Source organism: Marinobacterium sp. xm-d-579, from assembly GCF_013282935.1.
GTDB lineage: Bacteria > Pseudomonadota > Gammaproteobacteria > Pseudomonadales > Balneatricaceae > Marinobacterium_E.
Map to the genome: position 1 here is coordinate 65,635 of NZ_WBYP01000003.1, position 15,348 is coordinate 80,982.

The 15,348-nt window shown below is 48.2% G+C and carries 20 protein-coding genes and 1 tRNA gene; 6 read left to right on the top strand and 15 right to left on the bottom strand.

What is annotated here, in order from left to right; genetic code table 11:
• Positions 1–6: 6 nt before the first annotated feature.
• Positions 7–288: a YheV family putative zinc ribbon protein gene (locus tag XMD579_RS07460; RefSeq protein ID WP_173482188.1), complete on the top strand. Its 282-nt coding sequence runs from the start codon at positions 7–9 to the stop codon at positions 286–288.
• Between the two features lies 1 nt (position 289).
• Positions 290–892, top strand: coding sequence for a DNA-3-methyladenine glycosylase I (locus tag XMD579_RS07465; RefSeq protein WP_371815198.1), 603 nt, complete (start codon positions 290–292; stop codon positions 890–892).
• Positions 893–910: 18 nt separating this feature from the next.
• On the opposite strand, the gene XMD579_RS07470 is transcribed toward XMD579_RS07465, so the two are convergent.
• From XMD579_RS07470 to XMD579_RS07495, 6 genes are all read right to left on the bottom strand, one after another.
• Positions 911–1,195: a type II toxin-antitoxin system RelE/ParE family toxin gene (locus XMD579_RS07470; RefSeq protein ID WP_173482190.1), complete on the bottom strand. Its 285-nt coding sequence runs from the start codon at positions 1,193–1,195 to the stop codon at positions 911–913.
• Positions 1,192–1,476 (bottom strand): damage-inducible protein J, encoded by a 285-nt coding sequence (locus tag XMD579_RS07475; RefSeq protein ID WP_173506154.1) that lies wholly within the window; start codon positions 1,474–1,476, stop codon positions 1,192–1,194. Before XMD579_RS07475 ends, XMD579_RS07470 begins: the two co-directional genes overlap by 4 nt.
• Before the next feature lie 236 nt (positions 1,477–1,712).
• The gene (locus tag XMD579_RS07480) at positions 1,713–3,044 is read right to left on the bottom strand and encodes an MATE family efflux transporter (protein ID WP_173495364.1); all 1,332 of its coding nucleotides are present in this window, start codon (positions 3,042–3,044) and stop codon (positions 1,713–1,715) included.
• A complete protein-coding gene (znuB, locus tag XMD579_RS07485) occupies positions 3,041–3,829 on the bottom strand; it encodes a zinc ABC transporter permease subunit ZnuB (protein ID WP_173482193.1) in 789 nt (262 codons plus the stop codon). Before znuB ends, XMD579_RS07480 begins: the two co-directional genes overlap by 4 nt.
• Positions 3,822–4,589: a zinc ABC transporter ATP-binding protein ZnuC gene (znuC, locus tag XMD579_RS07490; protein WP_173499209.1), complete on the bottom strand. Its 768-nt coding sequence runs from the start codon at positions 4,587–4,589 to the stop codon at positions 3,822–3,824. The genes znuB and znuC overlap by 8 nt, the downstream gene beginning before the upstream one ends.
• Complete coding sequence (locus XMD579_RS07495) at positions 4,586–5,074, bottom strand: Fur family transcriptional regulator (protein ID WP_173483723.1); 489 nt, start codon at positions 5,072–5,074, stop codon at positions 4,586–4,588. Before XMD579_RS07495 ends, znuC begins: the two co-directional genes overlap by 4 nt.
• Before the next feature lie 63 nt (positions 5,075–5,137).
• Between XMD579_RS07495 and znuA the strand changes: the two genes are divergently transcribed.
• Positions 5,138–6,094 (top strand): zinc ABC transporter substrate-binding protein ZnuA, encoded by a 957-nt coding sequence (gene znuA / locus XMD579_RS07500; protein ID WP_173483724.1) that lies wholly within the window; start codon positions 5,138–5,140, stop codon positions 6,092–6,094.
• 1 nt (position 6,095) lies between these two features.
• On the opposite strand, the gene XMD579_RS07505 is transcribed toward znuA, so the two are convergent.
• Positions 6,096–6,623 carry a DUF3750 domain-containing protein gene (locus tag XMD579_RS07505; protein ID WP_173482197.1) on the bottom strand — a complete coding sequence of 176 codons (528 nt, stop codon included), beginning with the start codon at positions 6,621–6,623 and terminating at the stop codon, positions 6,096–6,098.
• 166 nt (positions 6,624–6,789) lie between these two features.
• Positions 6,790–7,794, bottom strand: a complete 1,005-nt coding sequence (locus XMD579_RS07510; RefSeq protein ID WP_173495363.1) for a GTP-binding protein — start codon at positions 7,792–7,794, stop codon at positions 6,790–6,792.
• Between the two features lie 95 nt (positions 7,795–7,889).
• On the opposite strand from XMD579_RS07510, the gene XMD579_RS07515 reads away from it, so the two are divergent.
• A complete protein-coding gene (locus XMD579_RS07515; protein WP_173484668.1) occupies positions 7,890–8,060 on the top strand; it encodes a DUF6435 family protein in 171 nt (56 codons plus the stop codon).
• Positions 8,061–8,069: 9 nt separating this feature from the next.
• Here the strand turns inward: XMD579_RS07515 and XMD579_RS07520 are convergent, their stop codons facing one another.
• From XMD579_RS07520 to XMD579_RS07530, 3 genes are all read right to left on the bottom strand, one after another.
• Positions 8,070–8,891, bottom strand: a complete 822-nt coding sequence (locus XMD579_RS07520) for an EAL domain-containing protein (protein ID WP_254443776.1) — start codon at positions 8,889–8,891, stop codon at positions 8,070–8,072.
• A 36-nt stretch (positions 8,892–8,927) separates the two neighbouring features.
• The gene (locus XMD579_RS07525) at positions 8,928–10,259 is read right to left on the bottom strand and encodes an AarF/ABC1/UbiB kinase family protein (protein WP_173483726.1); all 1,332 of its coding nucleotides are present in this window, start codon (positions 10,257–10,259) and stop codon (positions 8,928–8,930) included.
• 66 nt (positions 10,260–10,325) lie between these two features.
• Entirely contained in the window at positions 10,326–10,922 is a 597-nt protein-coding gene (locus XMD579_RS07530; protein ID WP_173482202.1) for a transglycosylase SLT domain-containing protein, read from the bottom strand.
• 163 nt (positions 10,923–11,085) lie between these two features.
• On the opposite strand from XMD579_RS07530, the gene XMD579_RS07535 reads away from it, so the two are divergent.
• Complete coding sequence (locus XMD579_RS07535) at positions 11,086–11,523, top strand: hypothetical protein (protein WP_173506155.1); 438 nt, start codon at positions 11,086–11,088, stop codon at positions 11,521–11,523.
• A gap of 73 nt (positions 11,524–11,596) precedes the next feature.
• On the opposite strand, the gene XMD579_RS07540 is transcribed toward XMD579_RS07535, so the two are convergent.
• The 4 genes from XMD579_RS07540 to XMD579_RS07555 form a co-directional block, all read right to left on the bottom strand.
• Positions 11,597–11,672, bottom strand: a tRNA-Phe gene (locus tag XMD579_RS07540).
• A gap of 67 nt (positions 11,673–11,739) precedes the next feature.
• The gene (locus XMD579_RS07545) at positions 11,740–12,009 is read right to left on the bottom strand and encodes an oxidative damage protection protein (RefSeq protein WP_173481822.1); all 270 of its coding nucleotides are present in this window, start codon (positions 12,007–12,009) and stop codon (positions 11,740–11,742) included.
• Positions 12,010–13,062: an A/G-specific adenine glycosylase gene (mutY, locus tag XMD579_RS07550; RefSeq protein WP_173481823.1), complete on the bottom strand. Its 1,053-nt coding sequence runs from the start codon at positions 13,060–13,062 to the stop codon at positions 12,010–12,012. It lies immediately after the preceding gene.
• 12 nt (positions 13,063–13,074) lie between these two features.
• The gene (locus XMD579_RS07555; RefSeq protein ID WP_173506156.1) at positions 13,075–14,631 is read right to left on the bottom strand and encodes an AsmA family protein; all 1,557 of its coding nucleotides are present in this window, start codon (positions 14,629–14,631) and stop codon (positions 13,075–13,077) included.
• Positions 14,632–14,754: 123 nt separating this feature from the next.
• On the opposite strand from XMD579_RS07555, the gene hisB reads away from it, so the two are divergent.
• Complete coding sequence (gene hisB / locus XMD579_RS07560) at positions 14,755–15,348, top strand: imidazoleglycerol-phosphate dehydratase HisB (protein WP_173481825.1); 594 nt, start codon at positions 14,755–14,757, stop codon at positions 15,346–15,348.

Genomic DNA, 15,348 nt, shown 5'->3' on the forward strand with positions numbered 1-15,348 from the left:
GCTGCTATGAAACCAGTTAAACGCTTTGTCGCCGGTGTTGTCTGTCCACGCTGTGCCGCTATGGATAGTACACGAATGTATCGCGACGAAGAGCGTGAGTATCGTGAATGTGTTAAATGCGGGTTTGAAGACAGCATGCGCCTTGACGGCCGTCCAGAGCCCAAAGAGCTTGAGACCCGAGTCTCTAAAGAGGGTGTGGATCCGTTAAAGAATACGCCAGCAACGGAAGTAGAAGCTCAGCCGCTGCAGTTCTTTACTAACCCTAATTTGCAGAAAAAGGACCACTGACGTGAGCCAAGATGCTGATATCTGTGGCTGGGCACGTCAGTCTGAGATAGAGCATCGTTACCACGACCAAGAGTGGGGTTTACTGCGAACTGATGACCGAACACTGTTTGAGTTTATGGTTCTAGAGTCCGCACAAGCGGGTTTAAGCTGGCGCACCGTATTAAATAAACGGCAAGGCTACCGTCACCACTATCGTAATTTTGAACCCGAGCTCGTGGCTCAGTTTGGGGAGAAAGAGATAGAGGCGATGCTGGCTGATGCCAGAGTCATTCGTAATCGCGCCAAAATCGAAGCCTCTATTAATAATGCCAAGCAATTTTTGGCTATTTCGACGGAGTTCGGTGGTTTTGCGAAATACTTGTGGTCGTTTATGGAGAGTAAAGTGATCGTGAACAGACCCAAAACGCTAGCCGATATACCTGCAGAAACCGATCTCTCAAAGCAGATTGCGAAAGACCTTAAAAAACGCGGCATCCGTTTCTTCGGCTCAACCATCGTCTACGCCTACCTTCAGGCCACCGGCTTCGTCAACGATCACCTAGAGACCTGCCCCGCCTACCAGCGCTGCATCGACTTATGCCCCGGTGTCTGGCCTTCAGCCTGACACCACTTTATGGGTAGGTTAAACAGATATGTGAGGAAACTGCTGCTTTTGATGCAGAACTCTTAATATGTGAATACCTCGATCTGAGGTTTCATAAGCCACTATCAAAGAAAGTTCTGGCAATATCAATCGACGTCCGCGTACTCCCACTCGTTTAATACCCAATTTAGGATGATCTAAGAGGTTAGAAACCTGCTTGACGATTAAATCATCAGTTTTCTCAGCCACCTCGGGATTGTATTGGTAAAGATAGGCGAATATCTTCTCACGATCATTAAGCGATTCTTGCTCCCATAGAATCATGCTTTGTTAGCCGCACGGATTTTAGCTTTGCGCTTTTCCATCTCAATCTTGGCATCATTTCCAGTATAAAAAGTAGTACTGCCGGCATCGTATCGAGCAAAAGCTTCATTGATTTGATCGGCAAGCCAGCTTTCTTGACTAGCAACCTTTCTCTGCTCTTCAGCAAGTTGTTCGGTAAGTTCTCGGCATGCATCACTCAAAGTTCGGCCTTGGCTTGCAGCCATTTTCTGCGCAAGTTGTTTTGTCTCTTCATCAACGCGGAACTGAATTCGACTTTCCATAGAAACCTCGATATTTGTCATGACAAACGTCAGTACGAATAGGGTATCACTATTTCAGTTTGATACAACTTTTTAAAAAGAGTTCGGCCGTAGGAACGAATTGCCGCAGGCAAACAGTGACGCAGAGATAGTCGTGTCAGGCTGAAAGCCAGACACGGGGACTTTGTGGCGGGTCTTGTTGCAACGGTATCTGGCCTTCAGCCTGACACCACCTTCAAATGTTATTTAGGATTGGATTACGCCTTAAACCAAACCCCACGCTGGTTATAGCGGTGGAAAATCCAGAACCCCATCAATGCTCTGACCAAAAATGCCGCGGTGAATGATAACCATAGGCCGGTATTACCTAGATCTTGTGTTAGCCACCAGAGGGGTAAAAACGTGCCAAACACAGTGACGACCATGATCTGCAGCATCGCTTTAGATTGAGTCGTGCCGACAAGAACACCATCCTGGAAATAGCTCCATACAGCGATCAATGGAAGCACCCAGATAAAGATCAAATAGTCCTGTGCGACATCCAATACCGATTCAATGTCGGTCATCAGGCTCAGAATAGAGTGCCCACCCAACATAAACGTGAGTGTAAGCCCCAGCGCAAACAACAAGGACCAGAGAGCTGAACTCTTCATGGCGCGGTAGAAGTTGTATCGATCCTTGGCACCCGCATAGCGACCACAGATCGCCTCAGCAGCGTGGGCGAATCCATCGAGAGCGTGCGAGATCAGCATCAAGAAGTTCAACAGGAGAGCATTAGCCGACAGTATATCCGTTCCAAGTCGCGCACCTTGTGAGGTGAAGAAAGCAAACATAAAGAGCAGTGACGCGGTCCGAACAAATAGGTACTTATTCACGGTAAAAATCGCGCGATAGGCTGACAGTTGACGAAGTGAGTTTGGCAAAATTGCACCATCAATCAGGTTTAGATGGCGCTTCATCAGCAGTAACCCAAGAACCACACCGGTGTATTCAGCTATCAGTGTTGCACTGGCGACACCCTCTGCGCCCCAGCCGAAACCGAGCACAAACAGCAGATCTAACACCAGATTCGTCAGGTTGACGACGGTCATAATGATCAGGGGTGAGCGTGTATCTTGATTACCGACAAACCAGCCCACTAAGACGTAGTTGAACAGCGCCGCTGGAGCACCGTAGATTCGAATATCGGCATAGCTTCGAGCGGTGTCGTGGACATCGGAATCGGCACCCATCCACTCTAAACCCAAAGTGAGTATGGGGATTTGTGCTAGCCACATAAGGCTGCCGAGCCCCAGTGCGATGAGGGTTGCTTGCGCTAAAAAGGTCCTATTTGCATTGCCATCTTGGCGTCCCACAGCCTGTGCAATCAGCCCAGTGGTTCCCATTCGTAAGAATCCAAACGCCCAGTAGATGGTGGTAAACAGTGTGGCTCCAATTGCCACCGCCCCTAAATGCTTCGGATCATCCAAATGGCCGACAACGGCGCTATCGACAAGACCCAAAAGGGGAACAGTGATGTTGGATAGCAGCATCGGCCAGGCCAGCGCCCAAACACGCTGATGCATGCTCCAATCATTCAGTTGAATCATGCCCGTGCCCGGGGTGCGAAGAAGATCAATAAGAAGATCACCAGTGCGCAGACAACGACACTCGGGCCCGCTGGAGTGTCCGCAAACCAAGAGAGCGCAATGCCTCCAACAACCGCGATAGACCCAAGCATACTGGCAAAGATAGCCATCTGTTCAGGCGTGGCAGACATACGCCGCGCCGCTGCAGCCGGCATGATCAATAGAGAGGTAATGAGCAGCACACCAACCAGTTTCATCGCACCGGCAATCACCATGGCGATTAACAACATTAGGGCGAGTCTATAGCGAGCAACCTGTATCCCCTCTACTTGGGCCAGCTCCTCGTTAATCGTAATGGCGAGTAGTGGTTTCCAAAGCCAGTAGATCGCGGCTAAGACGGCTATGCCTCCCAACAGAATCCACTTAAGGTCTTCGGGAGTTATCGCTAATAGATCCCCAAACAGGTAGGCCTGAAGGTCTATGCGAACGTTATCCAGTAGTGATATGGCGACCAGACCCAGTGATAGCGCACTGTGCGCCATAATCCCCAACAACGTATCGGTGGCTATCCAGTGTTGGCGCTGCATTGCGACTAAACCAAGCGCCAGCGCTACACAGCAGAGCACGACGGCTAAGCTCAGGTTGATATCAAACAGAATACCCAGTGCGATGCCGAGTAGAGCTGAGTGAGCCAAGGTGTCACCGAAGTAGGCCATACGGCGCCACACAACAAATGCACCTAAAGGGCCGGCAACAATGGCGACTGCTATGCCGGCAATCAACGCATAGATGATGAAATCAAGCATGATCACCCCCACAGCAGTCACCTTCAACGACGTTACCATGCATATCGTGGCTATGGTTGTGATGGTGATTATAGAGCGCCAGCGTTGACGCGTGAGAAGCGCCAAACAACTCTATATAGGCAGGGTCTGCGCTGACGGCTTCTGGATGTCCCGAGCAGCAGACATGTTTGTTCAGACAGACGACGTGATCGGTCGATGACATAACCAGATGCAGGTCGTGTGAAATCATTAACACACCGCACTTTCGTTCTTTACGGATATCCGTGATCAGCCGATAGAGTTCGGTTTGACCATTAATATCGACACCTTGAACCGGCTCATCCAGCACCAATAGATCGGGGTTTCTTAACAGGGCCCTTGCGAGAAGAGTTCTCTGCATCTCACCGCCGGAAAGATCGTGAATCGAATAATCGATTAGGTGTTCAGCACCCACCGAAGCGAGTGCGGCCTCGATCTCATTTTGGTTATAGCCATGTGGAATCTGCAAAAAGCGTTTAACGGTTAAAGGTAGTGTCCGGTCGATCTGAATTTTTTGCGGCATATACCCGATGCGCAGGCCCGGTTTCGTCCAAACAGTGCCTTCGGTCGGTTTCACCAGTCCAAGTAACACCTTTACCAGTGATGACTTACCCGCGCCGTTGGGTCCGATCAGTGTGGTGATGCAGTCGTTATGCAGTGGCAGGTTCACATTGTTGAGCACCGATTTATTACCAAAGCGCAAACTGACCCCGTCCAATCTGGCCAGATCTGGATTACTCATGATTCACTCCCACGACAATCGCTGCAAAGACCTAACAGCTCGATATTCTCTTCCTCAAGCTGAAAGCCGTGCGTATTAGCTACTCGATTAAAGCTCTCTTGAAGCTCACTGGTCTCAATTTCGGCTGCGGTTTTACACTCTCTGCAGATCATAAATGCCGATGGATGTGGGTGTTCTGGATTTGAGCATCCAACAAAAGCGTTGAGTGATCCGATTTTGTGAATGAGCCCCAGCTGATGCAAAAAATCCAATGCCCGATAGACCGTCGGTGGCGCTGAGTTAAAGCCCGCGTCAGCCAGCGCGGGTAACAACTCATAGGCACCCAGTGGCTTATGGGAGCTCCAGACGAGTCGTAACACTAACTCGCGAATAGGAGTCAGACGCTGGCCACTCTCTTGGCAGATCGCCTTGGCGTTATCTAACGCACCACTGACGCAGTGATCGTGGTTGTGGTCTGAATTGAATGCGTCGTTGATTTCAAGCATGCTTTATCTCAATTATTGTTATATTATAACAATACATTTTCTGGTTTATAGGCATTGTACCCAATGACACACAAATTTACCGCTTCTGTTGCTACCTCTCTCTTACTAGCATCCACTCAAGCTCAAGCCGATACTGTGATGGCCAGTGTTAAACCGCTGAGCCTTATTACTGCCGAACTCTTAGTCAATGTTGCCGAGGTTGATACTCTTCTGCGAGACGGTGCCTCCCCGCATGACTTTGCCCTGCGTCCCTCCGATCGTAAGCGACTGAACAATACAGATTTATTGATTTGGGTCGGCCCTGACATAGAACCCTATCTAGAGAAAGTAATCGATGCTTCTAAGGTTGAGCATTTAGCGATGCTTGATGAGCATGCAGAGCATGGTGAAGATGATCATAGAGATCCTGATCATGAAGAGGAGCATCATCACGATGAACACGAAGGCCATGAACATGAAGAGGAACATCACGATGCTCATGATGAGCATGAAGGTCATGATCATGCCGGTCTGCACCCTTGGCTAGATATCGAGACCGTTGAGCACTTTGCGGAAGAGCTGTCGGTTGAACTTCAGCACCACTTTCCTGCTAAAGCCTCACAAATCAAAGAGAACGAGACCGCTTTCTTAGCGTCACTGAAACAGTTCGAAAGCCAAGCAAAAGAGCAATTAGAGCCCGTTCACCAAAAGGGCTTTCTGGTTTTCCATGACGCCTACGATGGCTTTGTGAATCACTTTGATCTTAACCAGGTTGGCTACTTCACAGTCAGCCCCGAACTTAAGCCAGGTGCCAAACATTTAGCCGAACTTCGTGAGACGTTGGAGCATAGTGGCGTTTCATGTGTCTTTAAAGAGCCACAGTATCGACCTGCTTTGATCGACTCGATTACACGAGGATTTGAAGTTCATGTCGGTGAACTGGACCCGTTGGCCTCCGATGTTGCTCTCGCGCAAGGAGCATACGTCAACTTCATGCAGGGCTTGGTCGATGAGTTCACGGAGTGTTTAGCTAAACGCTGATTTAATCTGCATACCCTGAACCGAATGCTTTAAAAGGCATCTTCAAACCAAGCTCAGGGACTTGCTGACCAATCCAGGCAGGAAAGGTATTACTGTTTGGGCCGGGAAAGAGAGTGTATTCGTTAGCCCAAGGGTAGCGTTTGGCTGCTTCGTCAATTTTAGGAATCAAGCGTTCTGCTTCAGCGCCGCGAATGTCCAAAATGAGCTCTGGTTTAGAGTTATACCAGTAGCGATCAGGGATATCCTGTTTGATTTGTAGGGCAGGCAATCCGCGTCCGGTGCGCCAACCGACAACGTCGTAAACGGTGTAGTGTTGTGCATTTTTCTGCTTGGTGGAGATCCATGTATGCACAGCAAAGTAGCCACGCACACCGAAAAGATCTGCTCCGTAGACCTGGATAACCGCCTCAGGGTGCTCACTGGGTAGCGGTGCGATTTCAGCACTATCGCGTTTGGCGGTTCGCCAATCTTGAGTACTACAACCGGCTAAAAAAGCCGCTATTAGAAGCGTCGCTAATGGTTTAACCATAAGTTTTAATGAGGTTTGGTCGTGTTTGGTTTTTGCATGGCCCAAGGTTTTCCATTACAGGTTTTACGGTTTGGGCAGTTAGGTAAACAGCCGCGGCAGGGAAGTGGTGCATTGTTGCTCATAAAAATCTCCTTTCAGACATCTACGCCCAACAAAGCAAATCAGGTCATTCACTATCGACTGCGCAGCCTAAAATCTGTGATTCCCAGTCATCATCAAGACGCGCTGCAATCATCTCAATGCGACTCTCGTCACACACATCGATTGGTAACTCTTTTAGGGATCCATCCGCCAAGTTGTAGCCAAATAGCCCCTCATTGGTGATAAACACCGCTTTCATCCGCTCAACCTCTAAGCCCGATAAGAAGAGATAGAGTTTGGATCGATCAAACTGGTATCGCTGATCAAATCGCCACCCAGCACTTAAGAATCCATCGCCTAGGTTTTCTGCTTTAAGAAAACCAATTTCAGGGAGAGGCTGTTCGCTTGCCAGAACTGATTGGTGCGAATGGTGATGGTGTGCATGAGCAGCCTTAGCATGGGTGCTGCCAGACAGCAGGCTAGGGTCGAGCTGACCCTGTTCGGTAAACGCGAGTGGTTTGCTTGGGGAAAAATGCTCGTCTATATACTGTGATAGACGCTCTTTATCTCCCTCATCGTAAAGATCTTGTTTATTACCAATAACGACATCGGCAATCGCAATTTGCTGATTAAAGGTCTCATGCGATGTATAGCGTTCATCTTTAAGCTGACGCGCATCAACCAGTGTGATGATTTTTTGAATCGAAAGAACATCCTGATAGTGTTCATTGGAGAGAACTTCTAGCACCTCTTTAGGGTGGCCCAAGCCAGTGGGCTCAATCAGAAGGCGATCGGGCTTCGCTTTTGCCAGTAACATGTTCAAGGCGATCTGCATCGGCAACCCTGCTGCACAGCACATACAACCGCCCGGTACTTCCCTTATGAATACTCCCTGTTCTTCTGAGTATTGGCCTTGCATCAAGCTGCCATCGATACCGATCTCGCCAAACTCATTAACTAAAATGGCCCAACGTTCATGTTTAGGTTTGTGCTGCAGCAGATGAACGATGGCAGAGGTCTTACCGGCCCCTAAAAACCCTGTAATGATATTGGTGGGGATAGCTTGAATTGCAGTATTTTCGTTTAGCATCGAGTAAATCATCTATTGATGGTGTGATTGAAGATAGTAATACCAAACCTATTGAATGTCTGTTGCGTAGAGAGGACAAACTGGGGAGATTAGAGATGTTTGGTTTATTTAAGAAAGATCCATTGAAGAAGTTAAAAAAAGAGTATGCAGAGCTAACAGAGCAGGCGATGCAGTTGCAGCGCAATGGGGATATTGCGGGTTACTCACAGTTAACGAGCAAAGCTGAGGCTACCTACAAGAAGATTCAAGAACTTGAGAGTCAGTAGTGGGTTTACCTATTGTGAAAGCTGGCTCAACTCTTCAGTTTTAAGCAGTGTTTCAAAAGCAGGCTTGGCGAATAAGAAACCTTGCTGGTAGTAGATTCCTAGTTCCTGCAATGTCTGCTTCTCTTCAACGGTTTCGACACCTTCCGCAATGATCTGAATACCAAGATCATCACACATCGTTTTCACAGACTTAATGATTGCAAAACGTGTCTTTGAGTGGTCAATTTCATGGATCAGCTGGATATCGAGCTTGATCAGATCAGGCTTAAATTCCGTCAGCATATTTAAACCTGAGTACCCAGAACCAAAATCGTCCATAGCTGTCTTAAAGTCCTGCTCCTTATAAAACTCAATCGTTCGTTTCAGGTGAGCAATATCGTCGACACGCTCAGTTTCGCTGAACTCAAAAATCAACCTTTTGGGATCAATCGAATAGACTTTTGCCGCTTCGAGTGTGGTGCGAATACACAGCTCAGGCTTATAGATAGCCCTGGGCATGAAGTTGATACTGAGGAGCGACTCATCGTCAAAACGCGACGCAATCTCAATGGCTTTAACGCGACAAGTCTGGTCAAAGCGATAGAGGTTCTGTTCATTGACCTGTTCAAAGACTGATCCGGCCCCCTCGCCGTTAAGCCCTCTTGCGAGTGCCTCTTGGGCAAAAATCGTCTGATGGCGGAGATCAACAATGGGTTGGAAGGCCATAGTGAAATCAAAGCCCAACACCTCACCATTTAGGCACTGCTTACAGCCCAATTTTGAGTAGTCGATCGGTGTTATGACCTTGTCACTTAGCATCTTGAATACCAAATCTGAGATTAGATTCAGCATAGTTCAGTCTGTTAATGCCTTCAAATAAAAACCTTATTAACCACTAATTTGTTGATAGATAGTTCGTGTATCAACAACAGCCTTGTGCTTTGCGGCCATTAGATAAAGCCCTGCCATTTTACGATGTAAAAACAGCACATCGGCCGGTGGGGTATGCCACGCATCTGGGTCTTTACTAACACTCATACCAATCTCATGGATGCGTTTAGCAATATCACTCTGAGCAAAATGATAAGGCGTTGCTGATCTGAGGGGTTCTGCGGCAATGGTAAAGATATCGATAACCGCTGCTTTGTTTGCCACATCGGTACCATTTTTGAAAAACCCAAGCACCTCCAATGCCGCTTCAAGGCCTGCTCGGTTTTGATCAATGGCCTGGTCTATGGCCTGTTTGTAACGATCGACAAACTGAGGGTTAAATGACCTTACGGCACCAAAATCGAACAGAATCAATTTGCCGGTGTCTGGGCAAACATGAAAATTAGCCGGATTGGGGTCAGTCTGCATTAAGTTCATCTGCAGGAGTTCAGTAAAGAATAGTTCCAGCATCAGCCCCATGATGCGGCTGGCATCCTCTGGGTGATCTTTTAGCCACTCTTCAATGCCCACGCCCTCTACAAAGCTCATCGTCATGATGTTAGTTTCCGAAAGCTCAGCGAAGTAAGTTGGCATTATAAGATTTTTACTGATGCTAAAATTACTGATCTTGCCGGAAAAATCAGTCAAATGCCTTGATTCTGCGTAGTAATCAGCCTCTAAGTGAAGCTGGCGCCTTGCTTCATCAACCAATTCATCTATATCCAGCCCTTTGGGCAGTAAACCGCTTAGCCTGAGCAGTGAAATGACGTTATCTATGTCGCTGTCGATGCTCTGTGCCACACCGGGGTATTGGATTTTAATTGCTAATTCATTGTTATCCAGAGTTCGTGCTTTGTGGACCTGCCCAATAGAAGCGGCGGCAATGGGGTCGAACGAAAAATAGTTAAACTGATCCATCCAATCAGTGCCCCAGCTCGACTCAAGCGTATGTATGAGCTGAGTCTTAGGCATGATGACGCCTTGCGACTGTAGCCTAGCTAGGACAGCTGCCAGCTCAGGCGGGAGTAGGGTTCCAGCATCCATCGAGAGCAGTTGACCCAATTTCATCGCTGCGCCACGCATCCGAGCCAGTTTATCGGCAACATCACCCATATTTTTAGGTGTTAAAACCAGCTCATTCAAAGAGGGTGCTTCACCTTTTATCCAGCGTTTAGAGCCCTCTGTTAAGACGTTTCCAGCAAGTTTTGTAGCTAATCCGCCCATGCTTAATAGGCGTGATGCTCTGCTTTTGGGGACGGGGGAGGCAGTGGTTAAGGTTTTCTCATTCATGAAGTGGCGTACGTGAACGATAAACCTTCAGATCGAAACCTTTAATCAGGTTTGAGTAACGGTGGCCTAGAACGGCCACCAAGATGATTTAAGACGGTCGCGACAACCTTGCAGCTGACTGCCATACATTCGCGCATTGGCATCGACCTTTTTAGCAACACCAATTAACCAGGCTTTTTTATTGAAGGTCTGTTTCTTCCAGCCGCCGTGGCCTTCGTGATATGCAAGGTATTGGTTGTAGGCGTCCCATTTAGAGATACCCAAAGTGCGTTGTGAGATGCCGGCGTACCAACCCATAAAGTCGACAGCGTCGGCATAGTTCTCTCGGCTTGCCCAGAATCGGCCCGTTTTACTTTTGTACCAATCCCAAGTGGAGTCCTTTGCTTGTGCATACCCGTAAGCTGAAGAGATCCGCCACCACATTGGCACCCCTAAAAAGGTATCTCGTGGCGGTGCTGCATCGTGCTTAAAGCTCGACTCCTGGCGCATAATCGCCAACTGAACCTGCATCGGAAGCCCCCACTTCTCTTCCGCCGCCATCGACGCTTTGTACCAGTCAGGCTTCTCATTAAAAATGTAACAGGCGTTCTCAACATTGCGCGGAGGCGAGGTTGCGCAGCCAGCTAGCAACAGCACAGAAAACAGAGCAATAAAACGTGTCATAACAACTCTTAATTTAAACATTTGACTAGGAGAGGCTAGCACATCTTGGTTTTGCTAGCAGCGGTAATGCCGTGATGCGGCCTTTCTAATCTGTAAATGGGTGACTCATTGTTTTATAGGAATTTGCGACTACGCTTAAATTATTAGCAAATTGGAGATTGTTATGATCATTCGCACAGTTTTAGCCTCGCTTCTCTCTATCTCATTATTGTCAACATCCTCGCCGGCGACTGCAGAAAAAGGGAAAGAAAAGCCTGAACACCACCAAGAGAAAGCCAAGAAAAATAAAGCACACAAAACAGGTGCCGCCAAGCAGGAGGCTGTCGATCAGCTTGTTAAGGAGTTAGGGCTAAAAAATCGTGGCCAGCTTCATAGGTTATTGGGCGGATTAAACTCAACTGATATCACCACCATCACAGCCAGTGATATCCCGACAAGCAAACTCAAACAAAGAGTCATGGATGGTGATCAATCTGAAGAGACAGTCGACCAAATTCGAAAACTAAACAGAGCTGCCAAGACCTTGCTGGGGAAAGAGCCAGCAACGCCAGAAGACATCGCTCAATCAGTGGCTGACGTTCTTGAGTTGTTGAGTGATTAGTAGCTTGGCCAACAAGAGTACTGTTATCGCTCAGAAACAAAAAAGGCCTGCAACATCTGCAAGCCTTAAAGAATGGTGCCTCGAGGCGGAATCGAACCACCGACACGAGGATTTTCAATCCTCTGCTCTACCAACTGAGCTATCGAGGCAACTCATTGGAGGCGCGTATTAAACCGAGATCTGCTTTGGGTGTCAACAGTCTGATTTAAAAAATCTTTATTTAGTGGGTACGTAGCCTTCGGCTTTCTCGAAATCTTCTCCAGCGAAGAACTTTTGCATTTCGCCTTGTAAGAATTTGCGCGATTCTGCATCCATCATGTTGAGGTGCTTTTCATTGATCAACATGGTTTGGTGATCGGTCCACTCTTGCCATGCTTTTTTAGAGATGTTGTCGAACACATCTTGGCCGATTGGGCCGGGGTAGGGTGCGCGCTCTAGGCCTTCTAGTTCTTCTTGGTACTTACGACAAAATACAGTGCGTGACATTTAACTCTCCTTGTGTGCGGCGCTGAGTGTATCAATCAGTGTCTTAACAGGCGCCGCTAAGCCAACTTCGCTAGGTTGTACGCTGTTATACCAGAGTGTGGTTCGCTCTTCCATGACGTGTTCGACTTGCAGGTAGTCTGCATTGATGACGACGGGTGTGATCTCTAGGTGGTAGTGCGAGAAGGTGTGTCTAAACGGCTCTAGGATCTCAAGTTTCTCTTGATCAATCGCCCAGTGCATCTCTATATCCCGTAGGTCTGTGACTTCTGGAAAACTCCACAGTCCACCCCATATGCCAGCCGCAGGCCGTTGCTCGAGAAGGAACTTTTCACCCTCTTTTATCAACAACATAAAGGTCTGTTTTGTGGGCTTCTCTTTTTTGGGTTTTGATCCAGGAAAATCTGTAACGCGATCTGCTTTTAGAGCTAAACAACCGTCGCTAATTGGGCAATCTGCACAACGGGGTTTGGAGCGAGTGCAGAGTGTCGCACCAAGATCCATCATCGCTTGGGTGTAGTCGGCATTGCGGCTATTCGGGGTCAATGAATCGGCATGATCCCAAAGCCGATTAGCGACTTGGGTATTGCCGGGCCAACCTTCGACAGCAAAGTATCGTGCTAAGACGCGTTTTACATTGCCATCCAGAATGGCTGCTTTGGTGCCATAAGCAATGGAACTGATCGCGGCAGCGGTTGATCGTCCTACACCTGGAAGTTGCTCGAGCAGGTGAGGGTCTTGCGGGAAGTGACCTTTAAACTCATTAACGACCATGTTGGCTGCTTTGTGCAGGTTTCTGGCGCGGGCGTAGTAACCCAGACCGGTCCAGTGATGCAAAACTTCATCAATCGGTGCTTTGGCTAAGGCTTCGACTGTGGGGAAACGCTCCATAAAGGCGTTGTAGTAAGGAATCACAGTCGCTACTTGGGTCTGCTGCAACATGATTTCAGAGATCCAAGTGTTGTATGCGCTTTTTGTCTGCTGCCAAGGGAGGTGTTTGCGACCGTGTTGATCAAACCATTTCAACACGATCGCAGAGAAGTGACTGTTATCCATTCGGTCTCTTTATTAATTACCGAACAGCCCTTTAATCAGAGATCCGGCGTCTTGGCTTTTCAGCTGTTCGCCCAATTTATCTTTAAGAGAGTCTTGTAGCTTCTCTTTGGCTTGCTGTTCGAGTGCTTCTTTTTTCTTGTCGATCTCTGCTTGCAGCTTCTCGCCAGCTACTTTCTTCAGCATGTCACCAACAAAGCGGGTATCCAGTTTGCAGAGTTTAACAGGGTCGGTGTCGAATGTGCCTCTGCAATTGACGGGGATACGGGTGCCACGCAGTGCTGGATTGATGCCACAGCTCTTCTGGAAGAGGTCCTCTTTTATGGTAAGCCCAAGGGTGTAATCCAGTGACTGTTTGGGCAGGTTAACGGTCCCGTTGGCATCTAGGTTGGCGGCATCGACACTAGCTAGAAGTTCAGGATTGGTCACAACGCCATTTTTAATAATGAAATCGCTGCTCAGGTTAGCAATCGGGGTGGTTTTGTCGACCTGGTCAGGGTTGAAGCCGAACGAAGTGATGTTCTCGATCTTTTGGCAAAGCTCTTGTGCCATATCGATCCCTTTGATTACCCCTTCGTCAGCGGTCAGTGTCATTTTGCCGTTGAGGTTTTCGATGAATGCCTTAACGGATGTCCCCTTAGTGCTCAGCGTTCCTGCTAGGTCGACTTTGGCCGAGAGTATGGGATCTTCCATAGCCAGTGCCATCAGTTGTTCAGCGGCAATGTCTTTAAACCTTGGATTGAACGTTAAGGTTGGCGCTTTGTTATCTGCTCGAATCTCGGCAGTGGCATTTAAAGAGCCACCAAAGGCTTTAGCATCTAACTGATCGACGGTCAGCACGCCCCCTTTGGTTTTGGCGCTGAGTTTTATGTCAGAAATGGTCTGCTTTTTCACGATAAGGGTATCGAGCGATAGCTGGTAAGAAGAGTTATCAGCAATGGGCAGTGATATCTCTATAGGATCTGTTGGCCAGCCTTTTTCGGCAGAGACACTATTTGCTTCAGTGTCGCTTGAAGGTAGGTAGCGATCCAAATCGATGCGGTCCCCTGCTAAATTCACTTGCATGGCAAGGCTGTTCAGGTCGACGGTCGCTGACCCTTTAAAGCGACTTTCATCAAATCGTAGATCGATGTTTGAAAGAGTCAGAATCTGCTTCTCGGTATCGAATTGCAGGGCGGTTGTCAGATCGATGGCTAGATCGAGGTTGCCTTGATCTTGATTGGGCATAGAGAGCATCAGCCCTCTGATTTGAATGCTGTCCGCTTCAATTTTGCCGCCCAACAGTGCTGAGATACTAATAACGGCTCGTGCGTTTTCGAGGGTGGCCTGTTGTTTAGAGTCGTTCGTTTGTGCAGAGATATCGCTCAGCTCCACCGCAAGCGTAGGGTAGAGCGACCAGCCGATCGGGCCATTTATTGCCAGTTCAATGCCAGCTTTTTCTTTGGCTTGCTGCTCGATTTCGGCTTTGTATTCGTTGGGATCAAACAGGTAGGCCATGTAGCCTGCCAGTGCACCAACCATTAAAACAGCCAGCAAAAGTAGAGCGACGATTATTCGAATAGCGACTTTCATAGTGTGTTCCAAATTAGGGATTTACATTCAGTGTAGTCGAAAATTAAAAAAAGCCAGTTAACCTGCCGTTTCCAGCGCGATTTCGCTATAATTGCGCTTTGCGCATGACTAGCGGAGAGAAACATGGCTGCACGCACAGCAAACGTATCACGCGATACGCTAGAAACTCAGATCAGTGTTGAGATCAATTTGGACGGTACCGGCGAGTTTAAAGCCGATACTGGCGTCCCTTTTCTTGAGCACATGATGGACCAAATTTCGCGCCACGGTTTGATTGACATCAACGTCAAAGCGAATGGTGACACACACATCGATGATCACCACACGGTCGAAGATATCGGCATTACACTGGGCCAAGCGTTTAAGCAGGCAGTTGGTGATAAAAAAGGCATTCGTCGTTACGGCCACGCCTACGTGCCACTTGATGAGGCTTTGTCACGTGTTGTAATCGACTTTTCGGGTCGTCCAGGTTTAGAGATGCACGTCGATTTCGTTCGTGGTTCTGTGGGTGGTTTTGATGTCGATCTGTTTGGCGAATTCTTCCACGGATTTGTGAATCACGCTGGCGTAACGCTGCACATTGATAACCTGCGCGGTAAGAATACTCACCACCAAGCGGAGACTGTTTTCAAAGCCTTTGGCCGTGCTCTACGTATGGCATTGGAGTTTGACGATCGTGCTGCCGGCATGATGCCTTCAACTAAAGGGTGTCTATAA

Bases quoted from the DNA above. Each gene is read 5' to 3' on its own strand.
- znuA (WP_173483724.1), top strand. From the start codon at position 5,138: ATGACACACAAATTTACCGCTTCTGTTGCTACCTCTCTCTTACTAGCA.
- XMD579_RS07520 (WP_254443776.1), bottom strand. From the start codon at position 8,891: ATGCTGAATCTAATCTCAGATTTGGTATTCAAGATGCTAAGTGACAAG.
- XMD579_RS07545 (WP_173481822.1), bottom strand. From the start codon at position 12,009: ATGTCACGCACTGTATTTTGTCGTAAGTACCAAGAAGAACTAGAAGGC.
- XMD579_RS07505 (WP_173482197.1), bottom strand. From the start codon at position 6,623: ATGGTTAAACCATTAGCGACGCTTCTAATAGCGGCTTTTTTAGCCGGT.
- XMD579_RS07555 (WP_173506156.1), bottom strand. From the start codon at position 14,631: ATGAAAGTCGCTATTCGAATAATCGTCGCTCTACTTTTGCTGGCTGTT.
- mutY (WP_173481823.1), bottom strand. From the start codon at position 13,062: ATGGATAACAGTCACTTCTCTGCGATCGTGTTGAAATGGTTTGATCAA.
- XMD579_RS07515 (WP_173484668.1), top strand. From the start codon at position 7,890: ATGTTTGGTTTATTTAAGAAAGATCCATTGAAGAAGTTAAAAAAAGAG.
- znuB (WP_173482193.1), bottom strand. From the start codon at position 3,829: ATGCTTGATTTCATCATCTATGCGTTGATTGCCGGCATAGCAGTCGCC.
- XMD579_RS07510 (WP_173495363.1), bottom strand. From the start codon at position 7,794: ATGCTAAACGAAAATACTGCAATTCAAGCTATCCCCACCAATATCATT.
- XMD579_RS07460 (WP_173482188.1), top strand. From the start codon at position 7: ATGAAACCAGTTAAACGCTTTGTCGCCGGTGTTGTCTGTCCACGCTGT.
- hisB (WP_173481825.1), top strand. From the start codon at position 14,755: ATGGCTGCACGCACAGCAAACGTATCACGCGATACGCTAGAAACTCAG.
- znuC (WP_173499209.1), bottom strand. From the start codon at position 4,589: ATGAGTAATCCAGATCTGGCCAGATTGGACGGGGTCAGTTTGCGCTTT.
- XMD579_RS07470 (WP_173482190.1), bottom strand. From the start codon at position 1,195: ATGATTCTATGGGAGCAAGAATCGCTTAATGATCGTGAGAAGATATTC.
- XMD579_RS07480 (WP_173495364.1), bottom strand. From the start codon at position 3,044: ATGATTCAACTGAATGATTGGAGCATGCATCAGCGTGTTTGGGCGCTG.
- XMD579_RS07475 (WP_173506154.1), bottom strand. From the start codon at position 1,476: ATGGAAAGTCGAATTCAGTTCCGCGTTGATGAAGAGACAAAACAACTT.
- XMD579_RS07525 (WP_173483726.1), bottom strand. From the start codon at position 10,259: ATGAATGAGAAAACCTTAACCACTGCCTCCCCCGTCCCCAAAAGCAGA.
- XMD579_RS07495 (WP_173483723.1), bottom strand. From the start codon at position 5,074: ATGCTTGAAATCAACGACGCATTCAATTCAGACCACAACCACGATCAC.
- XMD579_RS07530 (WP_173482202.1), bottom strand. From the start codon at position 10,922: ATGACACGTTTTATTGCTCTGTTTTCTGTGCTGTTGCTAGCTGGCTGC.
- XMD579_RS07535 (WP_173506155.1), top strand. From the start codon at position 11,086: ATGATCATTCGCACAGTTTTAGCCTCGCTTCTCTCTATCTCATTATTG.